Annotated in this window: 16 protein-coding genes; 9 read left to right on the top strand and 7 right to left on the bottom strand. The window is 66.6% G+C overall.

Features of this window, described 5'->3' with window-relative positions; all coding sequences use genetic code 11:
• Positions 1-72: 72 nt before the first annotated feature.
• The gene (gene purL, locus ASE64_RS08460; protein ID WP_055778735.1) at positions 73-2397 is read right to left on the bottom strand and encodes a phosphoribosylformylglycinamidine synthase subunit PurL; all 2325 of its coding nucleotides are present in this window, start codon (positions 2395-2397) and stop codon (positions 73-75) included.
• Between the two features lie 157 nt (positions 2398-2554).
• On the opposite strand from purL, the gene ASE64_RS08455 reads away from it, so the two are divergent.
• The gene (locus ASE64_RS08455; RefSeq protein ID WP_055778733.1) at positions 2555-3904 is read left to right on the top strand and encodes a cysteine desulfurase; all 1350 of its coding nucleotides are present in this window, start codon (positions 2555-2557) and stop codon (positions 3902-3904) included.
• Complete coding sequence (gene sufU, locus ASE64_RS08450; RefSeq protein WP_200920166.1) at positions 3901-4344, top strand: Fe-S cluster assembly sulfur transfer protein SufU; 444 nt, start codon at positions 3901-3903, stop codon at positions 4342-4344. The genes ASE64_RS08455 and sufU overlap by 4 nt, the downstream gene beginning before the upstream one ends.
• Positions 4345-4556: 212 nt before the next feature.
• Here the strand turns inward: sufU and purQ are convergent, their stop codons facing one another.
• Positions 4557-5255 (bottom strand): phosphoribosylformylglycinamidine synthase subunit PurQ, encoded by a 699-nt coding sequence (gene purQ, locus ASE64_RS08445; protein WP_055778730.1) that lies wholly within the window; start codon positions 5253-5255, stop codon positions 4557-4559.
• A complete protein-coding gene (gene purS / locus ASE64_RS08440) occupies positions 5255-5551 on the bottom strand; it encodes a phosphoribosylformylglycinamidine synthase subunit PurS (RefSeq protein WP_055778726.1) in 297 nt (98 codons plus the stop codon). The genes purQ and purS overlap by 1 nt, the downstream gene beginning before the upstream one ends.
• A gap of 147 nt (positions 5552-5698) precedes the next feature.
• Here purS and ASE64_RS08435 point away from each other — a divergent pair, with 147 nt between their 5' ends.
• A complete protein-coding gene (locus ASE64_RS08435) occupies positions 5699-7297 on the top strand; it encodes a long-chain-fatty-acid--CoA ligase (RefSeq protein ID WP_235480542.1) in 1599 nt (532 codons plus the stop codon).
• A gap of 10 nt (positions 7298-7307) precedes the next feature.
• Here ASE64_RS08435 and ASE64_RS08430 read toward each other — a convergent pair whose 3' ends face one another.
• On the bottom strand, positions 7308-8192 hold the full coding sequence (locus ASE64_RS08430; RefSeq protein ID WP_055778724.1) for a VOC family protein: 885 nt from the start codon (positions 8190-8192) through the stop codon (positions 7308-7310).
• 161 nt (positions 8193-8353) lie between these two features.
• Here ASE64_RS08430 and ASE64_RS08425 point away from each other — a divergent pair, with 161 nt between their 5' ends.
• Positions 8354-11101, top strand: coding sequence for a 5'-nucleotidase C-terminal domain-containing protein (locus ASE64_RS08425; RefSeq protein WP_055778721.1), 2748 nt, complete (start codon positions 8354-8356; stop codon positions 11099-11101).
• Positions 11102-11167: 66 nt separating this feature from the next.
• On the opposite strand, the gene purF is transcribed toward ASE64_RS08425, so the two are convergent.
• The 3 genes from purF to ASE64_RS08410 all read right to left on the bottom strand — a co-directional run bounded on the left by purF (position 11168) and on the right by ASE64_RS08410 (position 15676).
• Positions 11168-12640, bottom strand: a complete 1473-nt coding sequence (gene purF / locus ASE64_RS08420) for an amidophosphoribosyltransferase (protein WP_055778718.1) — start codon at positions 12638-12640, stop codon at positions 11168-11170.
• Positions 12641-12717: 77 nt separating this feature from the next.
• A complete protein-coding gene (locus tag ASE64_RS08415; RefSeq protein WP_055778715.1) occupies positions 12718-14577 on the bottom strand; it encodes a glycoside hydrolase family 2 protein in 1860 nt (619 codons plus the stop codon).
• A gap of 76 nt (positions 14578-14653) precedes the next feature.
• Positions 14654-15676, bottom strand: coding sequence for a LacI family DNA-binding transcriptional regulator (locus tag ASE64_RS08410; RefSeq protein WP_082466007.1), 1023 nt, complete (start codon positions 15674-15676; stop codon positions 14654-14656).
• A gap of 244 nt (positions 15677-15920) precedes the next feature.
• On the opposite strand from ASE64_RS08410, the gene ASE64_RS08405 reads away from it, so the two are divergent.
• Genes ASE64_RS08405 through ASE64_RS08385 form a run of 5 tightly spaced genes read left to right on the top strand, consistent with a single transcriptional unit; the run spans position 15921 to position 22147 of the window.
• Positions 15921-17237, top strand: coding sequence for an ABC transporter substrate-binding protein (locus ASE64_RS08405; protein WP_055778712.1), 1317 nt, complete (start codon positions 15921-15923; stop codon positions 17235-17237).
• Complete coding sequence (locus tag ASE64_RS08400; protein WP_055778710.1) at positions 17230-18174, top strand: carbohydrate ABC transporter permease; 945 nt, start codon at positions 17230-17232, stop codon at positions 18172-18174. The genes ASE64_RS08405 and ASE64_RS08400 overlap by 8 nt, the downstream gene beginning before the upstream one ends.
• Positions 18175-18183: 9 nt before the next feature.
• Positions 18184-19086: a carbohydrate ABC transporter permease gene (locus ASE64_RS08395; RefSeq protein ID WP_181035714.1), complete on the top strand. Its 903-nt coding sequence runs from the start codon at positions 18184-18186 to the stop codon at positions 19084-19086.
• On the top strand, positions 19083-20072 hold the full coding sequence (locus tag ASE64_RS08390; protein WP_055778706.1) for a glycoside hydrolase family 43 protein: 990 nt from the start codon (positions 19083-19085) through the stop codon (positions 20070-20072). The genes ASE64_RS08395 and ASE64_RS08390 overlap by 4 nt, the downstream gene beginning before the upstream one ends.
• Before the next feature lie 41 nt (positions 20073-20113).
• Positions 20114-22147 carry a family 43 glycosylhydrolase gene (locus tag ASE64_RS08385; protein ID WP_055778704.1) on the top strand — a complete coding sequence of 678 codons (2034 nt, stop codon included), beginning with the start codon at positions 20114-20116 and terminating at the stop codon, positions 22145-22147.
• The last annotated feature ends 1 nt before the right edge of the window (position 22148 follow it).

The raw sequence follows: 22148 nt of genomic DNA, 5'->3' as shown, positions 1-22148 counted from the left end.
GGTTCAGGCTAGCTTCGCGGCCGGTCGACTTCGATGGGGAGAACTCCCCATGCCGTCGATGCGGCCGGAGCCTCAGTAACCGACGACGTCTCCGAAGTGCTGCTGCAGCGTTGCCCGGTGGGTGCCGCGAAGCTCGTCGAGCGACACGTCGAACTGGCCCTGGATGCTGATGCCGGGCTCTGTCGAGTCGGTCACGCCGACCCGGATCACCGGGTAACCGCGACCCTCGCACAGGCCGATGAACTTCACGTCGTCTTCGCGCGGAACGCTGACGAGCACGCGGCCCGTGGTCTCGGAGAAGAGTGCGGTCGTGATGTCGACCCCGTCGCGCAGCATCAGCTCGTCGAGGAAGACGCGAGCGCCCACACCGAAGCGCATGACGCTCTCGACCAGGGCGGTGGCGAGTCCGCCGTCAGAGAGGTCGTGTGCCGAGGCGATGATCGACTGCTGGGCTCCCGCGGCGAGCAGGCCGGCCAGGGTCGCCTCGTTCGCGAGCGAGACCGCGGGCGGGCGTCCACCGAGGTGGTCGTGCACGACGCCGGCCCAGGCCGATCCGTCGAACTCCTCGGTCGTGGTGCCGAGCAGGTAGATGTTGTTGCCCTCGTCTTGCCAGCCGCTCGGGATGCGCTTGGCCACGTCGTCGATCACGCCGAGAATGGCGACCACCGGCGTCGGGTGGATCGGCTTGGTGCCGGTCTGGTTGTAGAACGAGACGTTGCCACCGGTGACGGGGATCTCGAGCTCGAGGCAACCGTCGGCCAGGCCCTCGACGGCCTTCGAGAACTGCCACATGACCTCGGGGTCTTCGGGCGAACCGAAGTTGAGGCAGTCGGAGACGGCGACGGGGGTCGCGCCGGTCGCGGCAACGTTGCGGTAAGCCTCGGCCAGGGCCAGCTGCGCGCCCTGGTACGGGTCGAGCTGGCAATAACGGCCGTTGGCATCCGTCGCGATCGCGAAACCGAGCCCCGACTCCTCGTCGACGCGGATCATGCCGCCGTCGTCGGGGAAGCTGAGCGCCGTGTTTCCGAGCACGTAGCGGTCGTACTGGTTCGTGATCCAGCTCGGGTCGGCGAGATTCGGCGACCCCAGCAGGCGCAGCAGCTGCTCGCGCAGCTCGGCCGATGTCGTGGCGCGGGGGAGCGTGGCAGCGGTGTCGGCCTGCAGAGCGTCGATCCAGCTCGGGTAGGCGACAGGACGCGTGTAGACGGGCCCGTCGACGGCCACGGTGCGCGGCTCGACATTGACGATCTCCTCGCCGTGCCAGTTGATGATCAGGCGGCCCGTGTCGGTGACCTCGCCGAGAACGCTGGTCTCGACATCCCACTTCTCGACGACCTTCAAGAAGCCCTCGAGCTTCTCGGGGGTCACGACGGCCATCATGCGCTCCTGGCTCTCGGACATCAGAATCTCTTCTGCGGTGAGCGAGGGGTCGCGCAGCAGCACCTTCTCGAGTTCGATGAACATGCCGCCGTCGCCGTTGGAGGCGAGTTCGCTGGTCGCGCACGAGATTCCCGCGGCGCCCAGGTCTTGGATGCCCTCGACGAGCTTCTCGCGGAACAGCTCGAGGCAGCACTCGATGAGCACCTTCTCTGCGAAGGGGTCGCCCACCTGAACTGCGGGGCGCTTGGTGGGGCCGCCAGCAGAGAACGTGTCAGACGCGAGAATGGATGCTCCGCCGATGCCGTCGCCGCCGGTGCGGGCCCCGAAGAGCACGACCTTGTTGCCCACGCCGCGCGCGTTGGCGAGGTGCAGGTCTTCGTGGCGCAGCACGCCGACGCTCAGCGCGTTCACGAGCGGGTTGCCCTGATATACCGGGTCGAACCAGGTCTCTCCACCGATGTTCGGCAGGCCGAGGCAGTTGCCGTAGAACGAGATGCCCGAGACCACGCCGTGCACGACGCGCGCCGTGTCGGGGTCTGAGATGTCGCCGAAGCGCAACGCATCCATCACGGCCACGGGTCGCGCACCCATCGAGATGATGTCGCGCACGATGCCGCCGACGCCGGTGGCGGCACCCTGGAACGGCTCGATGTAGCTGGGGTGGTTGTGGCTCTCGATCTTGAAGGTGACGGCCCAGCCCTCGCCCACGTCGACCACGCCGGCGTTCTCGCCCATGCCCACCATGAGGTTCTGCTTCATCTTGGGCGTGACCTTCTCGCCGAACTGGCGCAGGTAGATCTTCGAGCTCTTGTACGAGCAGTGCTCACTCCACATCACCGAGTACATGGCGAGCTCGCCCGAGGTGGGGCGGCGGCCCAGAATCTCGCGTACCTTGGCGTACTCATCGGGCTTCATGCCGAGCGCCGCGTACGGCTGCTCCCGGTCTGGAGTGTCGATCGCATTCTGCACGGTATCGGCGGCGGCGCGGGCGGAGGTGACGGCAGCGGATTCAGACACGCGGAAAAGGCTCCTTAGTGGGGCAGGCGGTGAGCGCCTCAATCCTATCGGCCCCGGGAATGCCGCGGCCCGGGGCGGGGTTTGCTCTGACGAAGTAGCGTTAGACGTCGGGTTCGCCCGCGCCACCTCCCGAACCAGTGAAAGTTGACTCGCCTTCATGACCGTCACCGACGCATCCTCGCTCGCACCCGGCGCGGAACCCGCGCCGCTGACCTTGGCCGAGGTCGAGCGGCTGCGCGCCGACTTCCCGATCCTCGGTCGTTCGGTGAACGGGCATCCGCTCGCCTATCTCGACTCGGGCGCGACGTCGCAGCGGCCGCTGCAGGTTCTGGATGCCGAACGCGACTACGTGCTGCAGCGCAACTCGGCCGTGCATCGCGGGGCGCACACGCTCGCCGCCGAGGCGACGGAGAGCTTCGAAGACGCTCGGGCCCGTGTCGCCGATTTCGTCGGTGCGCGAGAGAACGAGATCGTGTGGACGTCGAACGCGACCGAGGGCATCAACCTCGTGGCCTACGCCTTCTCGAACGCGAGCCTGGGCCGTGGTGCGCCCGCCTCGTCGCGGTTCGCGCTCGGCCCCGGCGACGAGATCGTGACCACCGAGATGGAGCACCACGCCAACCTCATTCCGTGGCAGGAACTGGCCGCGCGCACGGGCGCGACCTTACGGGTCATCCCCATAGACGACGACGGTAAGCTGCAGATGGCGGCCGCCGAAGACATCATCGGCTCACAGACGCGCATTCTCGCTTTCACTCACGTCTCGAACGTCACAGGGGTGATCAACCCTGTCGAGCGGCTCGTGGCCTTGGCGCACGCCGTCGGCGCGCTCGTCATTCTGGATGCCTGCCAGTCGGCCCCGCATCGCCCGCTCGATCTCGGTGCATTGGGCGTCGATTTCGCGGTGTTCTCGGCGCACAAGATGCTCGGCCCCACCGGCATCGGGGTTCTGTACGGCCGCAGCGAGTTGCTCGACGCCATGCCGCCCTTCCTCACGGGCGGATCGATGATCACTACGGTCACGCTGGAGAAGGCCGAGTATCTGCCGGCTCCGCAGCGCTTCGAGGCCGGAACGCAGCGTGTATCGCAGACCATCGCGCTGGGAGCAGCCGTCGACTACCTCTCCGAGATCGGGATGCAGCGGGTCCATGACTGGGAGGCCGCTCTCGGTCAGCGTCTCGTCGAGGGGCTCGAGTCGATTCCCGGAATCACGGTGTTGGGCCCCGGCCCGGGCATCGAGCGGGCCGGACTCGCCAGCTTCGTGGTCGAGGGGGTGCACGCGCACGACGTCGGTCAGTACCTCGACGACCTCGGCATCGCGGTGCGCGTCGGCCATCACTGCGCCCAGCCGCTGCATCGCCGCTTCGGTGTCACCGCCTCGACGCGCGCGAGCGCCTACCTCTACAACACTCCGGCCGAGGTCGACGCGTTCCTCGAGGGCGTGCGCGGCGTCACCGCATTCTTCGGCGTCGTGCCGACCATCTACCCGCAAGGAAGTCAGCTGTGAGCAGTTCGTTGGAGAGCCTCTACCAGGAGGTCATCATGGATCACTCGCGCACCCCGCACAATCACGGGCTGCGCGACGGCGGGTCGGCCGAGTCGCACCAGCTCAACCCGACGTGCGGCGACGAGGTGACCCTGCGCATCCACTCGGAGGGTGACACCATCACGTCGCTCAGCTGGGAGGGACACGGCTGCGCCATCTCGCAGGCGTCCGCCTCGCTGCTGTCGGACGTGATCGTCGATCTCGACCGGGCCGCTGTGCAGGAGCGCATCGACGCCTTCCGCGAGCTGATGCGCTCGAAGGGCACGCTCGAGGGTGACGAAGACCTGCTCGGCGACGCCGTCGTGCTGGGCGGAGTCTCCCGCTACATCGCGCGCGTCAAGTGCGCCATGCTCGCGTGGGTCGCCCTCGAAGACGCGATGGCGAAGAGCCCCGCGGCCTGACCCCGCGTCTGAGCCTCTCCGCGAGCTGGGGTCACTTGACTCGGCGCGAATGCGCCCAAGAGAGCGCCTTTGGGTGCTTCTCCGCCGACTCGATTCCGACCCTGGCGTCGACTCGTCGAATAAGCACCCATCTGCGTGAGTGTGAGTCGTTTTGCGCCGAGTCGATTCCTGACACGAAGGCGACATGGATGCCCGCACCTGGCGCGCGTGGACTACGCGCGGGCGAGCAGGCCCTCGAGCGCCGACGTGAAGAAGGTGAGGCCGTCTACTCCCGAGCGCATTGCATCCGGGGTATCGGGGCCGAAGCCGGGCTCGACCGCGTGCTCGGGGTGCGGCATGAGGCCGACCACGTTGCCGCGCGCGTTCGTGATGCCGGCGATGTTGTTGAGGGAGCCGTTGGGGTTCACGTCGAGGTAGCGGAAGACCACGTGGTTCTCGCCCTCGAGTCGCTCGAGCTCGGCGGCCGACGCGATGAAGCCGCCTTCGCCGTTCTTCAGCGGAATCGTGATCTCTTGGCGATCGGTGAAGCCGTTGCTCCACGCGGTCGACGTGTTCTCGACACGCAGGCGCTGATCACGGCAGATGAACGAGCCGTGGTCGTTGCGGATGAGCCCGCCGGGCAGCAGGTGCGCCTCGGTGAGCATCTGGAAGCCGTTGCAGATACCGAGCACGGGCACGCCGCGCTCTGCGGCCTGGATGACCTCGGCCATGATCGGCGAGTGGCTCGCGATGGCACCGCAGCGCAGGTAGTCGCCGTAGCTGAAGCCCCCGGGAAGCACGATGGCGTCGACGCCGTCGAGGTCGTGGGTGCCGTGCCAGAGGGCGACGGGCTCGGCGCCGGCGATGCGAACGGCGCGCTGCGCGTCGCGGTCGTCGAGCGAACCGGGGAAGGTGACGACGCCGATGCGCATCAGACGGATGCCCCGGCGGCGGAGATCACGGAGGCGGGGCCAGCGGGCGTGTCCACGACGTGGATGCCGACGACGTCTTCGATGACCGAGTTCGACAGCATCTCGTCGGCGAGCGTCTTGACCTCGGAGAGAACCGCGTCGGTCACCTCGCCGTCGACGGTGAGCTCGAAGCGCTTGCCGACGCGAACCGAGCTGAACTGCGACTGCCCGAGGCGGGTGAGGGCACCGAGCACGGCCTTGCCCTGGGGATCGAGAAGTTCGGCCTTGGGCATGACCTCGACGACGATTGTGGGCACCGGAGAACTCTTTTCGAGAAGTGACGGGTGGATTCGCCCCCAGTCTAAACGGTGGGCATCGGCTTCACACCCGCGTGCCGGTCTTGGTTCCAGGCCCGCCCCGCCGTAGCCTCGATGTCTTGAGGTCAATGACGACTGGAGAACGAGATGAACGCACCCGCGCACGCCGCCGCATCCGACATGCAGACGGGATACGCGACCGTCTCGGTCGCCGCCATCCTCGCCGAGACGGCGGCACGCCGGCCCGATAAGACCGCCCTGATCGTGGGCGAAGAGAGCATCAGCTACTCCACTCTGTGGGAGGAGACGCTCGCCTACGCCGGGGCTCTACGCGATCGAGGAGTCGAGCGGGGCGCCCCCGTCGCCATCCTGATCCCGAACGTGCCCGACTTTCCCCGCGTCTACTACGCGGTCCTGGCGCTCGGCGGCATCGTCGTTCCCATCCACGCGCTGCTCAAGGCCGAGGAGATCGCCTTCGTGCTGCGCGACAGTGGCGCCACGCTGCTCGTCTGCTCGGCTCCGCTGCTCGCCGAGGGCGCGAAGGGGGCGGCGCTCGCGGGCGTCGACGTGGTCTCGCTCATGATGCCGCCGCACTCGGGCGACGAGCCGCTGGATGCCGTGGGTTTCGACCGCCTCGAAGACCTCGCAGAGCAGGCGGTTCCGCTCGAGACGTACGTGGCCTGTGCGCCGAGCGACACGGCGACCATTCTGTATACGAGCGGAACGACGGGCTCGCCGAAGGGCGCCGAGGGCAGCCACTTCGCCCTCGTGGAGCAGACGAGCACACTGCTGCTCGACACCTTCGATATGACAAGCGACGATGTGCTGCTCGGGTGTCTGCCTCTGTTCCACACCTTCGGTCAGACATGTGTTCTTAACACGGGCTTTCGCGCGGGCGCCACGATCGTGCTGATGCCGAAGTTCGACGGAGCGGGGGCGATAGAGCTGATCAAGCGGCACCGCTGCACGATCTTCTTCGGCGTGCCGACCATGTACATGGTCATCCTGGCCGCCGTCGGCACGGAGCCCGTCGAGACGAAGCTGCGCTACGGGGTCTCCGGAGGCGCCGCGATTCCCGTCGCCATCATCGACAGGTTCACGCAGCTATTCGGCGCCGACATCCACGAGGGCTACGGGTTGACCGAGACGTCGCCCGTGGCGAGCTTCAATCAGCGCGGGGTGCCGCCGCGGCCGGGCACGATCGGCAAGCCGATCTGGGGTGTGGATGTCGAGATCGCCCGGGCCGACAACGACGATGCGATCGAGCTGCTCGCTCGAGGCGAGCTCGGCGAACTCGTGATCAGGGGGCACAACCTGATGAAGGGATACCTGCATCGACAGGAGGACACGGCACGCGCGGTCGTCGACGGCTGGTTCCGTACGGGCGACCTCGGAACGAAGGACGACGATGGGTACCTGCGCATTCTCGATCGCAAGAAGGACATGATCCTGCGCAACGGCTACAACGTGTACCCCCGCGAGGTCGAAGAGGTGTTGGCGGGGCATCCGGAGGTGTCGATGGCCGCGGTCTACGGCGTTCCGCACGAGGTTCACGGCCAGGAGGTGGTGGCGGCCGTTGTGCTCGTCGCCGGCGCGAGCGTGACGGGTGCCGAGTTGGTGGCGTTCGCCGAGGAGCACGTCGCGGCATACAAGTACCCGCGCGAGGTCACGGTGGTGGAAGCCCTGCCGATGGGGCCGAGCGGCAAAGTGCTGAAGAGAGAACTCGTGGCACGCCACGGGTCGTAGTCCTCGAGGGCTACGCGACCGGCGTCGTACCCGCCGCGACGATCTTGATCTGGTTGTCCCAGGGGTCGGAGACCATGAGCGAGCGACCGTCGTTGCGGGTCTGCAGCCCGTAGTGCCCGAGCCGCTCACCGACCCGCCCGACTTCGTCTGCCGTGGGTACCGCGATCTCGACGAGCCCGAGCCCGAGGGCCAGCGGTCGACGCCCGGCCCCCTTCGACTCCCAGACGTTCATCGCCATGTGGTGGTGGTAGCCACCTGCCGAGACGAAGAGGGCGGAGTCGCCGAACGCGGTCGTGGTCTCGAACCCCAGACGGTCGACGTAGAACTCCTTGGCCGTGGCCACGTCGCCCACCGAGAGGTGCACGTGCCCGACCGTCGTGCCACCGAGCCGGGGATTCTCGACCAGCTCGGGCGTGACGTGTTGCTGCAGAAAGTCGTTCGGGTCGAGGTAGGCGGTGCCCATCTCGATCTGCCCGTGCGCCCAGCTCCACTCGGTGCGGGCACGATCCCAGTAGAGCTCGACGCCGTTGCCCTCAGGGTCGGTGAAGTAGAAGGCCTTCGATACGAGATGATCGGCGCTTCCGGTGAACAATCCGGGAGCGCGGCGCGCCATCGAATACAGGGCAGCGGCGAGCGCCGGTTCCGACTCGAACAGGATGGCCGTGTGGTAGAGCCCCGCAGATCGAGGCGCGGCGTGCTTCAGCTCGGGCGCGTGCTGCAGAATGACGACCGGTACACCGCCGCGGCCGAGCACGGCCACATCGCCCTCCTGGCTCTGCAGCTCGAGCGTCACGGCGTCGCGGTAGTAGGCGATCATGGCGTCGAGATCGCCGACGCGCAGGGTCACCGCTCCCATTCCGGTCTGGGCTGACAGCAGATCGTCACGTGTGTTCATGCGGGTGACAACGCCACCGTCGCGCGATCTATTCCTTGTAGCTACAAGTAATCGCGCGCTGTGTGAACATCTGGTTACGGGCGGAGATTCGGTTGACGGAGTTCCAAGCTTCGGATTGAGTGGGAATCGTCCCCGAATCCACCTTGGAGTACGTCACCTCTATGCAGTCATCTATCAATCGGAGGCGCGCTGCGCGCGCCGCCGCCCTGTTCACCTCCGCAACCGTGGCCCTGATCGGTCTGGGCGCGCTGCCTGCCTCCGCGGCCCCCGGCGACGTCTCGATCGACGTCTACACCATCAACGATTTCCACGGGCACCTCGAGCAGAACCTTTCGAGCGGAGAGGCCGGAGCGGCATCGATCGCCACGGCCGTCGCGTCGTTCCGGGCCGCCAACCCCAACACGACCCTCGTGTCGGCGGGCGACAACATCAGCGGCTCGCCCTTCATCTCTCAGGCATTGAACGACGAGCCCACGATCGACGTGCTGAACCAGATCGGCGTGAGTGTCACGTCGCTCGGCAACCATGAGTTCGACCACGGCAGGTCCGATGTCGACGGTCGGATCTCGGACAGGTCGAACTTTCCGTACATCTCGGCCAACCTCTTCGACACGGCCACGGGTGAGCATGCTTACGCGCCCTACAACGTTCAGACGTTCGACGGAGTCAAGGTCGGTTTCATCGGTGCTGTCACCGAGGACCTGCCCACGCTGGTGAACCCCGACGGCATCAACACCCTCAAAGTCGCGGGGATCGTCGAGAGTGTCAACGCTGCTGCGGCCGAACTGAAAGACGGCATCGACGACGGCGAGAACGGTGAGGCCGATGTCCTCGTGCTGCTGCTGCACGAGGGAGCAGCCTCCGCGACGGCGAATCTGACCGACACGAGCACCGTCTTCGGCAAGATCGTGACCGGCACAGCACCGAGCGTCGATGCGATCGCGTCTGCCCACACTCACAATCTCTACGCACAGAACGTGACGGTCGGCTCGAAAACGCTGCCGGTTCTGCAGACGGCCAGTTACGGAACGAACCTGGGCCACTTTAACTTCCAGGTCAACCCGACCAGCAAGGCCATCTCCTCATCGAAGGCGGAGACGATTCCGCTCGTGGTCAAGGCGGTCGCGAGCTACGCGCAGGATCCGACCGTCGCGGCTATCGTCGCCGACGCCAAGCAGCGCTCCAGCGTCATCGGTCTGCAACCCGTGGGATCGATCTCGGCCGACTTCAAGCGTGCGGTACAGACCGACGGCAAAGAGAACCGGGGCGGCGAGTCGACCCTCGGTAACATCGTGGCCGATGGTCAGCTCTGGGCGACACGAGACCTGGGAACGCAGCTCGCGTTCATGAATCCGGGCGGTCTTCGCGCCGACATCGCGGTCGCGCCAGACGGCGTCGTCACCTATGAGGAGTCGGCCACCGTTCAACCGTTCGCCAACAGCCTGTTCACGCAGACCCTCACCGGCGCGCAGGTCAAGACCGTGCTCGAGCAGCAGTGGCAGCCAGGCCAGTCTCGACCGTTCTTGAAGCTCGGAATCAACAAGGCGCTGAGCTACACCTACGACCCCTCGGCTGCCACAGGCTCGCATGTGACCGAGATCCGTTACAACGGCGCCGTGGTGAGCGACACCGACTCCTTCCAGGTCGTGACCAACAGCTTCCTCGCCGGAGGCGGTGACAACTTCAAAGAACTGGCTCTCGGGGCAGCTAAGACCGACACGGGACGCGTCGATCTCGACGCGTTCAAGCAATACATCGGCGCGAACTCCCCGCTCACGCCCGACTACGGATCTCGCTCGATCGGCGTGACTCTGACGTCGCCGGCAACGACCCCCGGAACACCGATCGACCTCGGAACGGTCGCGCCCGAGACCACGTTCTCGTTCGCCCTCAGTTCCCTCGTTCTCTCGGGCGCTCCGGTTCAGGACTCGACGGTGTCGGTGCAGTTCGACGGCGTCGAGATCGCCACGGCGCCGATCAACCCGGCCATCGTCGACACCTTCGATGAGCAGGGCACCGCAACAGTCGAGGTCACGGTTCCGAAGCTCACCCGAAACGGCGACCACGTCGTGAGCTTCGTGCTCCCGACCACGGGCAAGTCCGTGTCGCTTCCGGTCACGACCGCGGGTGAGATTCCGTTCGTGGCTCCGGATGCGCCGGCCGCGCCGACACTTGCGGCCGATGGCTTCTCCGCCGTGACGGCCTCATGGGCTCCGCCCGCCGTCGATGGTGGAACACCCGTCACCGGCTACGAGGTGACTCTCTACGCCGACGGCACGAAGGCGGACTCCGCCTCGGTCGACGCTGCGACGACCTCGGTCGGCTTCGCGGGACTGAAGACCGACACCGACTACACGGCAACGGTCAAGGCGATCAACGCCGTGGGTTCGTCGGCCGAGTCGCAAGCGTCGAACGTCATGACCACCCCGCTGCCGAAGCCGACCACTGAGCCTGCGCTGCCATCGGCCGAGTCGCTTCCGGCCACCGAAACCGATGCCTTCAGTCTGAGCACGGGCAGCGCGACGAACGGACAGGCGGTGACGGTCTCCGGGCTCACACCGGGCGACTGGTACTACGTGTCGATCTTCTCCGATCCGGTGCGACTGGGCTGGTTCCAGGCCGATGAGTCGGGTTCGTTCTCGGTCACGATCAGCAACGTCCCGACAGGCACTCACCGCCTCGTCATCCAGGATCGGGATGGAACGGTGATCGGCTACCGCACGATCGTCGTTGCAGCCGACGGCACGGTCTCGGTCGTCGACCCCGCAGGTTCGGCCGGTGCATCACCGACAGGCTTGGCGGCCACGGGCATGGATGCGACGCTGCCGCTTCTCGGGGCGGGCCTCCTGCTCGCGGCGGGCGCGCTGCTGACGCTGCGCCGCCGTCGTGCGGCGAGGTCGACTTCGTAAGATCAGAGGTGTCACGACGAAGGCCCGGGGTTCTCGCCCCGGGCCTTCGTCGTTCTCGAACTCGTTCTACGAGTGCTGAGTCGCTTCGACCCAGGCGAGGTACTCGGGGCTGACCGTGCCGGTGACGTACTCGCCGGTGAAGCAGCTCATCTCGAGGTTCTTCACGTCGCTTCCCTCGAGGATGGCGCTCTCCATGTCGGAGATCTCCTGGTAGATGAGGTGGTCGGCGCCGAGCTCCCTCGCGATCTCGGGAAAACTGCGGCCGTGGGCGATCAACTCTTCTCGCGAGGGCATGTTGATGCCGTAGACGTGCGGGAAGCGCACCGGGGGAGCGGCCGAGGTGAACGTCACCTTGTTGGCGCCGGCTGCCCGGGCCATCTCGACGATCTCCTTCGAGGTCGTACCGCGCACGATCGAGTCGTCGACGATGAGGATGTTCTTGCCCTTGAACTCCGTCGACATGGCGTTCAGCTTCTGCCTGACGCTCTTCTTGCGCTCGGCCTGCCCGGGCATGATGAAGGTGCGCCCCACGTAGCGGTTCTTGTAGAACCCCTCGCGGTACTCGACGCCGAGCTTCTGGGCGACCTGCATCGCGGCAGGGCGTGACGAGTCGGGGATAGGCATGACGACGTCGATGTCGCCCATCGGGGTGAGATCGGCGATGGTCGTGGCCAGCCGATTGCCGAGCCGGAGCCGAGCCTCGTAGACCGAGATGCCGTTCATGACGCTGTCGGGTCGGGCGAGGTAGACGTACTCGAACGAGCAGGGCACGAGAACGGGGTTCTTCGCGCACTGGCGGGAGTACATCTCGCCGTTCTGCGTGATGAAGATGGCCTCGCCGGGCGCGACCTCGCGCACGACCTCGTAGCCGGATGCCTCGAGCACCAAGGATTCGCTGGCGACGACCCATTCGTCGCGCTGCACTCCCGCCAGCGCGTTGGCGTCGCTGCGCTTGCCGAGTACCAGGGGGCGGATGCCGAACGGATCGCGGAAGGCCAGCAGTCCATGACCCGCGATGATCGAGATCACCGCGTAGGAGCCCTCGATGCGCTCGTGCACGTTGGCGACGGCATCGAAGACCTGATCCGGCTCGAGGTCGAGGCCCGACACCTGACCCTGCAGCTCGGTCGCCAGAACATTGAGCAGCAGCTCGGTGTCGCTCGACGTGTTCAGGTGGCGGCGATCGATGTGGAAGAGCTCCTGATTGAGCTCGCGGGTATTGGTGAGATTGCCGTTGTGGATGAGCACGATGCCGTAGGGCGCGTTCACGTAGAACGGCTGCGCCTCCTGCTCGTTGCCCGCGACACCCTTCGTGGCGTAGCGCACATGCCCCAGACCCACATTGCCGAGCAGCGACCGCATGTCGCGGGTGCGGAACGCTTCTCGCACCTGCCCCTTGGCCTTGACGATGTGGAACGTCGACCCGTCGGCGGTAGCGATGCCGGTCGAGTCCTGTCCGCGGTGCTGAAGCAGAAGGAGGCTGTCGTACACCTGTTGATTGACCGGACCGGACGAGACGATACCGACGATGCCGCACATACCGGGCGGGCTCCAGACGCTGTAGAGAAATAGGCCGTCCCCCATTGTACGGGAGCGACGAAGGCGGGTGCCCCTCGCTAGGCCCGGGGGTCGCCACCCGCGAAGATCGCGCGCAGAACGTCTATCGGCGCCTTCGGAACGCGATCGTCCGAGAGCAGTCCATTCGTCTCCTGCAGGGTGTCGGCGAGCTGGGTGTAGCAGTAGCCGGCGAGGAAGGTGCTGTCGGCCAGCGCATCCACGACCGCGTGTAGGCGGGCCACGAAATCATCGGGACCGGCCGCGTGGGAATAGCCCCAGGCATCCGTGTCTGCGTAGCGGGTGGCGAAGGAGATGCCGCCGAACTCGGTGAGCATCACGGGGCGATCGCCGGTCTGCTGGCCGTCGAGCAGGATGCGCCGACCCGCGGGGCCGAAGCCGTCGAGCAGCCGTCGCTTCGCGTCGTCGTCGGCGTAGCGCTTCTCGAGGACGACCCCCGACGACTCGTAGTCGTGCACGGTGATGATGTCGGAGTCGACGTGCTCCCAGCCGTCGTTCGAGATGACGGGTCGCGAACCGTCGAGGGTGCGGGTGACCTCCACGAGTGCGCGCGCGAAGGCGCGCATCGCCGGGTCGTGCTCGATGTGCTGCACGCCCCAGCTCTCATTGAGCGGCACCCAGGTGACGATCGATGGATGCGACAGGTCGCGCTCGATGACGGCCGTCCACTCGGCCAGCAGGCGCGTGGCCGCGACGGGCGAGAACTCGAAGGCGCCGGGGGTCTCTGCCCAGACGAGCAGCCCCAGTCGGTCGGCCCAATAGAGGAACCGGGGATCCTCGATCTTCTGGTGCAGGCGGGTCGCGTTGAACCCGAGTTCCTTGGTCAGCACGATGTCGGCGCGCAACGCGTCTGGGGTGGGGCTCGCCAGGTGCGACTCGGGCCAGTAGCCCTGGTTGAGCACGGACCGCACGTAGTAGGGCCGGTTGTTGAGAAGGAATCGGCCCCCTCCCCATGTCGCCGAGCGGAGTCCGAGATAGGAGGCCACGGTGTCGACCGCGTCGCCGAGCGGCGTTCGCACGATCACGGTGGCATCGATGAGGCGAGGGTTCTCGGGCGACCAGAGGAGTTCTTCGTATGCCTGTCCGTTGCGCTGAGGGGTCACCTCGATCACCCCGCGGGTGCTCGCGGAAGCCGGCAGGGTGAGCTGGCCGACGAGCTTTCCCTCGTAGTCGAGACGGATCTCGACCGTGCTGCCGGGCTGCGGCTCGCGGCCGAGGTCGACGCGCACCGAGACAGTGCCGGCGGGGACGTCGGGCGTGAAGTGCAGGAGTCGCACTCCGGCCGCGGGGGCGGCCTCGAGCCAGACCGGCTGCCAGATGCCGGTGGTGCGGTGGTACCAGATCGAGTGGGGGTCGAGCCGCCAATCCTGCTTGCCCCGCGGTTGGGCGACATCGGCGGGATCATCTTCGGCGCGGACCACGATCGTATGCTCCGTCGCCGCCTCGTCGATCGCCGTCGTGACGTCGAACGAGAACGGCGTCTGCCCGCCCTCGTGGGAACCCAGAAAGACCCCGTCGAGCCACACCATCGCCCGGTAGTCGACAGCGCCGAGATGGAGGAGGAGTCGTGTATCGGCTGAGCGCTGCGCGCCACCGTAGCCTGCCGCCGTCAAATCGGCGTCGGTCAGCGTGCGCGAGTACCAGACGACGCGGTGGAAACCGGTGTCGGCGATGCCCGACGCGTCGGACTCGAAGGGGAAGGGCACGATGATGGTGCGGTCGAAGTCCGCGGCCAGATGCCATCGCTCGGCCAGGCCTCGATCGTCGTCGTCGAAGGCGAATCGCCACGGCCCGTCGAGCTCCCGCCACTCGGAGCGCACCAGCTGAGGCCGTGGGTAATCACCGTTCTGCCTGCTCGCACGGAAATCGGGCTCGGCGGGGGAGGGGGCGTCGCTGCTCATGGGTTCATCATGACACCAAATTTACTGCGCTGTAAATATGGAACACGAAGTCGTGCGACGGCACGGCCGTCGCGGTTCAGTTGGAGGGGTGCGGAGCACTCTCTCGCGCTACGAGTCGAAAGTCGACGACCCTGTGCCGCCCGAGCCCGTCGAAGCCGGCGATGCGCTCCTCGAGCATCTCGAGCGCGACTCGGGCGAGTTCGTCGAGGTCGGGGGCGATCGAACTGAGGCTCGGAAAGCTGGTGGCCGTGAACGAGATGTTGTCCCATCCGATGATCGCGACGTCGTCGGGAACCCGGATGCCCCGTTCGTGCAATGCTCGGAGGGCACCCATGGCGGCGAGGTCGTCGCGGCAGACGACGCCGTCGATCTCGAGGCCGCGGTCGAGGGCTTCGCCGAGCGAGGCTGCCGATGCCGCCGGGGTGATCTCGCTGCTGGAGATCAGCAACTCGGGGTCGGCAGCGAGGCCGGATTGCTCCAGACCCTCTTGATAGCCGACGATCCGCAGGCGCGATGTCGACGAGAGGGACTGGGCCTCGTGGCCGAGAAAAGCGATGCGGCGGCGCCCGAGAGCGACGATGTGGCGGGTGGCTGCGGCCGCGGCCGAGACGTTGTCGATCATGACGCGATCCATGCTGAGCGGCGCAGGACCCTCGCCGAGAAGCACCATGGGAAGGTCTCCGTGTCGCTCGGCGATCTCGCGTGACGAGATCTGCGACGGCTGGAAGAGCATGCCGTCGACGAGGCCCGCCTCTGTGGCGGAGAGCACGGCGCGCTCGCCGTCGAGAGTTCCCTCCGTCTCCTCCAGAAGCAGTCGATAGCCGGGTCGGGTCTCGGCGGCGGCTCGCGATACGAGGTTGGCGAGTTCGGAGAAGTAGGGGAGTCGCACATCGGCGAAGGCGAGGGCGAGCAGGCCTGTGCGCCCGGTCGCGAGCTGCCTGCCCAGTGCGTTCGGTCTGTATCCGAGCTCGTCGATGGCGCGCTGCACCCGCTCGCGCATGGCATGCGAGACGTGCGGGTGCTTGTGCACCACATTCGACACGGTCTTCATCGAGACGCCGGCGTGGTCGGCGACGTCCTGTAGTCGGACTCCAGCCATTGTTCCTCCTGCGGATCGAACGGCATCCACGTTGCTGCGGTGTCGGCTTCCGTGATCTCTGATCGTAGTGGTCACGACCCGATCACGATTGCGTCGCTGTACGAACGACCCCCCTTGACCGCAAACTTCCAGCGCTGTAAGTTCATCCAGAAGTCTTCGTCCGATCCCTGGATCCTCCACACCTGACGAGACTGCACACCCTTGTCTCGCCCGATCGGGCGATGAAAACTCGAAGGAGAGTCTTATGAAGAAGGGCATCGCACGCAGGGCGATCGCAGCAACGCTCGCGCTGGGCGTGGGCATCGCACTGGCAGGTTGTTCCGGCGGTGGCGCGGGTGCGGGCGGCAACGCCGTACCCGGTGAGGACTACACCGGTCCCAAGGTGTCGATCACGTTCTGGAACGGGTGGACCGGTGGCGCAGCCCCCGTGCTCGTTCCGAAGCTGGTCGACAAGTTCAACTCCGAGCACGACAACATCGAGGTGAAGAACGTTCCCCAGGAATGGGGAGACATCTCGAAGAAGCTGCCCCTCGCGGTCAAGGCGGGCAAGGGGCCGGATGTCGCGGTCGCCCACGGCGACGACGTCGCCACGTACGCGGCGCAGGGACTCCTGCTGCCTGCCGACGATATCGTCGACGAGCTCGGCTACTCGGCGGACGACTTCCCCGAAGGCCTCATGGATGCCGGTGCTTACAAGGGCGCACAATACGGAATCCCGTGGAGCGTGACGCCGATGGGCCTCTACGTCAACAACGACGTGCTCAGGGCTGCCGGCATCGATCCGGCTACCGTTCCGGCCGACAAAGACTCCTACATGAAGGCTCTCGAGGCCCTCAAGGCGGCCGGGGTCGCGGGTGAATGGGTCGACGGCTACGTCTTCACCGGAACCTTCGAGTTCGAGTCGCTGCTCTGGCAGTTCGGCGGCGACCTCTACAACGACGACGTGACCGAGGCCACGTTCAACTCCGATGCCGGCGTGCAGGCGCTGACCCACATGGTCGACCTCATCGACAAGGGATACAGCCCGCCGAACGTCGCTCAGGACGGCAACATCAAGGGCCTCCTGGCCGGGCAGACGGCGTACAACTGGAACGGCGTATGGCAGACCACGAACGAATCGTTCAACGAGATCGACTGGACCGTGGCCCCTGTTCCCCAGATCGGCACAGAGAAGGCCGTGTGGTCGAGCTCGACTCACTGGATGTTCCTGAACAACAAGGGCCAGGACAAGAACAAGACCGCCGCCGCTGCGACCTTCGTCAAGTGGATGAACGAGAACTCGGCGGGCTGGGCGGAGACCGGTGAGCTTCCCGCCGCGAACGAGGTGCGCAACGACCCGTCACTGGTCGAGACGTACCCCAACCTGAAGCCGTTCATCGAATCGCTCCCCTACGCCCACTACGAGACGAGCGCACCCGGCATCACCGCCGCGAACGCGCTCATCACGACGGCCCTGAACGAGGCGGTCACGGGCAAGAAGGAGCCCAAGGAGGCACTCGACGACGCGGCCAAGCAGGCGAACGAGATCCTCAAGCAGAACGCAGCCAAGTACGGTGACTAATCTCGCCATCCGGCCGCTCCCGTCTTCGAGGCGCCAGCGCGTCTCGAAGACGGGGGTCGCTCTGCACACGGGCACCGCCTACCTCTTCCTGCTTCCCTTCCTGGTGCTCTTCGGCGTCTTCGTGGTCTTCCCGTCGATCTTCGGCCTGTGGATCAGCGTCACCGACTGGAGTCCGTTCAAGGACACGCAGAGCTTCATCGGGTTGCAGAACTACATCGACCTGTTCACACCGGGGTCGATCACGTTCGGCGACTTCTGGCAGAGCATGGGCGCGACCGGTATCTTCACGGTGCTGAGCGTGCCCTGCCTGCTCATCATCCCGTTGCTCATCGCGATCCTGTTGAACAACAACATCCGTGGCGGCACGGTCTTCCGGGCCATCTTCTTCGCGCCCTACGTTCTCGGCGTCGCCGTGATCGGGGTCATCTGGAAGTACCTGCTCGACACCCAGTCGGGCATGTTGAACCACATCCTCGGGCTCTTCGGCCTGCCGACCGACATCCCCTGGACGGTCGACGTGCCGTGGGCCTGGGTCTCGCTGGTCCTCGTCACGGTGTGGTGGACCCTCGGCTTCAACGCCGTGATCCTGCTCGCCGGGCTCAAGGCCATCAATCCCGATCTGTACGAGGCTGCCGCGCTCGACGGCGCCGGTGTGTTCCGCAAGTTCTGGAGCGTGACCTTGCCGGGCCTGCGCCCGGTGATGCTCTTCGTCAGCACGACCACCATCCTCGCCTCGGCGAACATGTTCGGGCAGTCCTACATCCTCACCAAGGGTGGGCCGGCCAACACCACGCGCACAGCGATCATGTACATCTCAGACCAGGGGCTTTCGCAGAACAACATGGCTCCGGCTGCTGCGATGAGCTACATCCTGTTCGCCTTCCTCGCCATCATCAGTGTCATCAACTTCCGCCTCCAGCGCGAGAAGACAGATTAAGGACAGCAGATGTCATCCGCAACAATGTCCGCCGCGACGGTGTCGTCGGAGCGCGTCACGACCCCGCCGCCGCCACGACGCCGGCCGCGCGGCATCGCAGCTCGTACCGCAGGGCTCTATGCCGTGCTGGTCTTCGTGGCCCTGGCCATCATCCTTCCCCTCGTCTGGATTCTGATCACGTCGTTCAAGACCGACGGCGATGTGATCTCGAACCCCTACGGCATCGTGCCCGATCCGGTGTCCACGGAGGCCTACGGCACGTTGGCGGGTGGGCAGCAGCCGATCTTCCTCTGGCTGCTGAACAGCTTCGCCGCCGCCACGCTGCAGACCGTCCTCATTCTGGTCACGGCGTCGCTCGGCGCCTATGCTCTCGCCCGGCTCGAGTTCCGCGGCAAGAAGATCGTGTTCGGCGTGATCATCGGAACGCTCCTCGTTCCGCCGGTCATCTTCCTCATCCCCAACTACCTGATCGTTCAGAACCTGGGCTGGCTCGACACGATCTGGGCGATCACGGTGCCGGGGGCGGCGGGCGCGTTCGGAATCTTCTTCCTGCGCCAGTTTTTCATCGGCCTTCCCTCCGAGATCGAGGAGGCCGCGCGTATCGACGGGGCCGGTGACTTCCGCATCTTCGCGCAGATCGTGCTGCCGCTCTCCCGCCCGGCGTTGGCGACCCTCGCCATCCTGAGCTTTCTCGCGAATTGGAACGACTTCCTCTGGCCCATCTACGTGCTGCTGAGCCCAGAGAATCTCACTCTCCAGCCCGGCCTGTCGCAGTTGCAGGGCGCGTATTCCACCCATTTCAGCATCGTGATGGCCGGTGCCGTGATCGCTTCGGTGCCCGTGCTCATCCTCTTCGGCATCGCCCAGAAGCAGATCGTCGAGTCGGTGGCGAGCTCGGCGGTCAAGGGATGACATGCCCCCGGACGGCGCCGTCGCTCGCGTTCCTCGCGATCGGGCTTCTTGCGCTGACCGGATGCGCGCCGGGCGGCAGCGATGGGGACGCATCGGACGGCGGCTCCGCCGAGCCGCAGGCGGCCTTCGTCATCGACGAGGACTTCCCGGATCCCGACGTGATCGCGTTCGACGGCACGTACTACGCCTACGCCACCAATACTCCGGCTGTGAACGTGCAGTACGCGACGTCGTCCGACCTCGAGACGTGGGACGTGTCGCGTGACGACGTCTTTCCCGACCTTCCCGCCTGGGCCGACACGGGACGTACGTGGGCGCCCGACGTCACGCCGCTCCCGGATGGGCGCTTCGCCTTGTACTTCACCGCGCAGGAGAGCTCATCGGGCCGGCAGTGCGTCGGCGTGGCCGTGTCGTCTGCTCCGACCGGTCCGTTCGTGTCGGATGCGGTCGAGCCCCTGATCTGCCCGCTCGAGGAGGGCGGGGCCATCGACGCGAGCAGCTTCGTCGACGATGACGGCAGCAGATACCTCGCCTGGAAGAACGATGGAAACTGCTGCGGCCTCGACACCTGGCTCCGACTGTCGACGCTCACTGCCGACGGCCTCTCGGTGGTCGGCGAGCCCGTCGACCTCGTCAAGCAGACCGAGGAGTGGGAGGGCCAACTCGTGGAAGCGCCGGTGATCGTGCGCCACGGCGACGAGTACGCGCTGTTCTACTCCGCGAACGACTACGGGGGTGAGGAGTACGCCATGGGCTACGCGCTCGCCCCATCCGTCGCCGGGCCCTACACGAAGGCCGACGAGCCGCTCTTCACGACCGCGATGAGCGGATCTCGGGCGCTGGGCCCCGGAGGGCAGGACGTCGTGGTCGCGCCCGATGGACGCGACCGGATCGTCTACCACTCCTGGGATCCCGCCTTCTCCTACCGAGGCATGTCCGTCTCGGAGCTCGAGTGGCCCGGCGACAGGCCCGTCGTCGAACCCTGATCTTCTTGCCATTCCGCACACCGACTCAACGAAGAGGACCCATGAAGAAGCTGTTCAGAACGGGCGCGCTGATCGCGGCGCTCGCCGTGGTCGCGAGTGCGACCCCCGCATTCGCGGCGCCTGAGCCCGACCCGTCCGTTGCCACATACAGCAACCCGCTCAACCTCCAGCTGCCGAACGGAGTCAGCGCCGAACAGTGCGCCGATCCGGATGTGATCCGCTCCGAGACCCCGGGCGACGACGCCTGGTACCTCTTCTGCACCCGCGACGCGCTGGTCACCGGAGAGACCGACGAGTCGGGCGAGCCTCGCTTTTACAGCATCCCGAGCTACCGCTCGACGAACCTCGTCGACTGGGAGTTCCAGGGCGAAGCTCTGAACACGAGGCCGGCATGGATCGGCAACGGCGACATGTGGGCTCCCGACGTGGTGTTCCTGAACGGCAGCTACCACCTGTACTACACGGCGACGAACACCGCTGCCAACCCGGATACGGACCCGGAGCACAAGCGTGCGGCCATCGGCGTGGCCACGAGTCCGAGCTTGGCAGGCCCGTGGACCGACTCCGGCGCCCCCGTCGTCGAAGCGCAGGCCCCTCCGGCGGACCCGGCCTCGACCAGCGCGCGCTGGACCTTCGACCCCGAGGTGCTCGTCGACGGTGACACTGCCTACATCTACTACGGCAGCTACTTCGGCGGAATCTCAGTGCGCACCCTCTCCGCCGACGGCCTGACCTCAGACCCGGCCAGCCAGACCGAGATCGCGATCTCGAACCGCTACGAGGGCGTCAACATCGTGAAGCGCGACGGCTGGTACTACCTGCTCGCCTCGGCCACGAACTGCTGCAACGGACCGCTGACCGCCTACTCCGTCTTCGCGGGCCGCTCCGAGAGTCCGGCCGGGCCGTTCCTCGACCGCACCGGCACCTCGCTGCTCGACGGCCGTGTGGGAGGCACCCCGGTGCTGCACCAGAACGGCAATCGTTGGATCGGAACCGGGCACAACTCGGTCGTGACCGACCTGTCGGGCCAGCAATGGATCTTCTATCACGCGGTCGACCGCACCGACCCGTGGTTCCTCGACGGCAGCTACACCAAGCGTCCCGTGCTGATGGATCCGCTGGACTGGATCGACGGTTGGCCTGTGACCCGAGGCGGCGAAGGCCCATCCGACTCCCCCCAGCCCGCTCCCGTGACCCAGCCCGGACAGCCCGTCGGCTACACACCGGTGCAGGCCGACGTCCCCCAGCCCGGAGCCGCCATTCCGGCCCTCAGCGACGAGTTCGACGGAACCGGGCTCGGCGAGCAGTGGAGCTGGATCCGCGAGCCCGACGCCGCCGGCCACACCGTCGCCGACGGACGCTTCTCGTGGAAGACGCAGCAGGCCGACCTGAACCTCGGAGAGAACCCCGCGGGCATCGTGACCGAGGCCGCGCCCGAAGGCGACTACGTCGTCGACACGAAGCTGTCGCTCGACGTTCCAGAAGACGGCTGCTGCCAGAACTTCGTGCAGGGCGGCCTCTTGGCCTACACCGACGACGGGCACTACATCAAGCTCGGGGTCACCTCGATCTGGGAGACCCGGCAGACCGAGTTCGGCAAGCGGAGCGAACCGGGAAATCCCGCCTACGGCAACACGGTGGGCGGCCCGGTCGGTGAGGAGACCTTCCTGCGTCTCGTCCGCGAGCACAGCGACACGGAGAACCTCTACACCGCGTTCACGAGCCTCGACGGCCTGAGCTGGGACGAGGCCGGAACCTGGACGACTCCCCTCGAGGAGGCCGCGGCTCCGCGCATCGCGCTCTTCTCGATGGCGGGGGCGGGCTTCACCACGAGCTTCGACTACGTGCGGGTGTTCGAGCTGGCCGTCGACCCGGTCGTGACCGAGCCCGATCCGACGCAGCCTGCACCTCCGGGCGCTGTTCCGGCGGCTCCCGGCGGCAACGGCTCTTTGGCGGCGACCGGATTCGACCTCGCACCCCTGGTGGCCGCGGTGATCGCGCTTCTGCTCGCGGGAATCGGGATCCGCATCGGCGGAGCTCGGCGTGCGAGCCGGGCCGGCGTCACTCGCGGGTAGA

Source organism: Agreia sp. Leaf210 (genome assembly GCF_001421485.1).
Lineage (GTDB): Bacteria > Actinomycetota > Actinomycetes > Actinomycetales > Microbacteriaceae > Agreia.
The sequence above is the reverse complement of the archived record's forward strand: the minus strand, read 5'-3'. Positions and strand labels throughout refer to the sequence as shown.

Coding starts and splice junctions, on each gene's coding strand:
- ASE64_RS08390 (WP_055778706.1), top strand. CDS start 19,083: ATGACATGCCCCCGGACGGCGCCGTCGCTCGCGTTCCTCGCGATCGGG.
- purF (WP_055778718.1), bottom strand. CDS start 12,640: ATGTGCGGCATCGTCGGTATCGTCTCGTCCGGTCCGGTCAATCAACAG.
- ASE64_RS08415 (WP_055778715.1), bottom strand. CDS start 14,577: ATGAGCAGCGACGCCCCCTCCCCCGCCGAGCCCGATTTCCGTGCGAGC.
- ASE64_RS08405 (WP_055778712.1), top strand. CDS start 15,921: ATGAAGAAGGGCATCGCACGCAGGGCGATCGCAGCAACGCTCGCGCTG.
- purQ (WP_055778730.1), bottom strand. CDS start 5,255: ATGCGCATCGGCGTCGTCACCTTCCCCGGTTCGCTCGACGACCGCGAC.
- ASE64_RS08435 (WP_235480542.1), top strand. CDS start 5,699: ATGAACGCACCCGCGCACGCCGCCGCATCCGACATGCAGACGGGATAC.
- ASE64_RS08410 (WP_082466007.1), bottom strand. CDS start 15,676: ATGGCTGGAGTCCGACTACAGGACGTCGCCGACCACGCCGGCGTCTCG.
- ASE64_RS08385 (WP_055778704.1), top strand. CDS start 20,114: ATGAAGAAGCTGTTCAGAACGGGCGCGCTGATCGCGGCGCTCGCCGTG.
- ASE64_RS08425 (WP_055778721.1), top strand. CDS start 8,354: ATGCAGTCATCTATCAATCGGAGGCGCGCTGCGCGCGCCGCCGCCCTG.
- ASE64_RS08395 (WP_181035714.1), top strand. CDS start 18,184: ATGTCATCCGCAACAATGTCCGCCGCGACGGTGTCGTCGGAGCGCGTC.
- ASE64_RS08455 (WP_055778733.1), top strand. CDS start 2,555: ATGACCGTCACCGACGCATCCTCGCTCGCACCCGGCGCGGAACCCGCG.
- ASE64_RS08430 (WP_055778724.1), bottom strand. CDS start 8,192: ATGAACACACGTGACGATCTGCTGTCAGCCCAGACCGGAATGGGAGCG.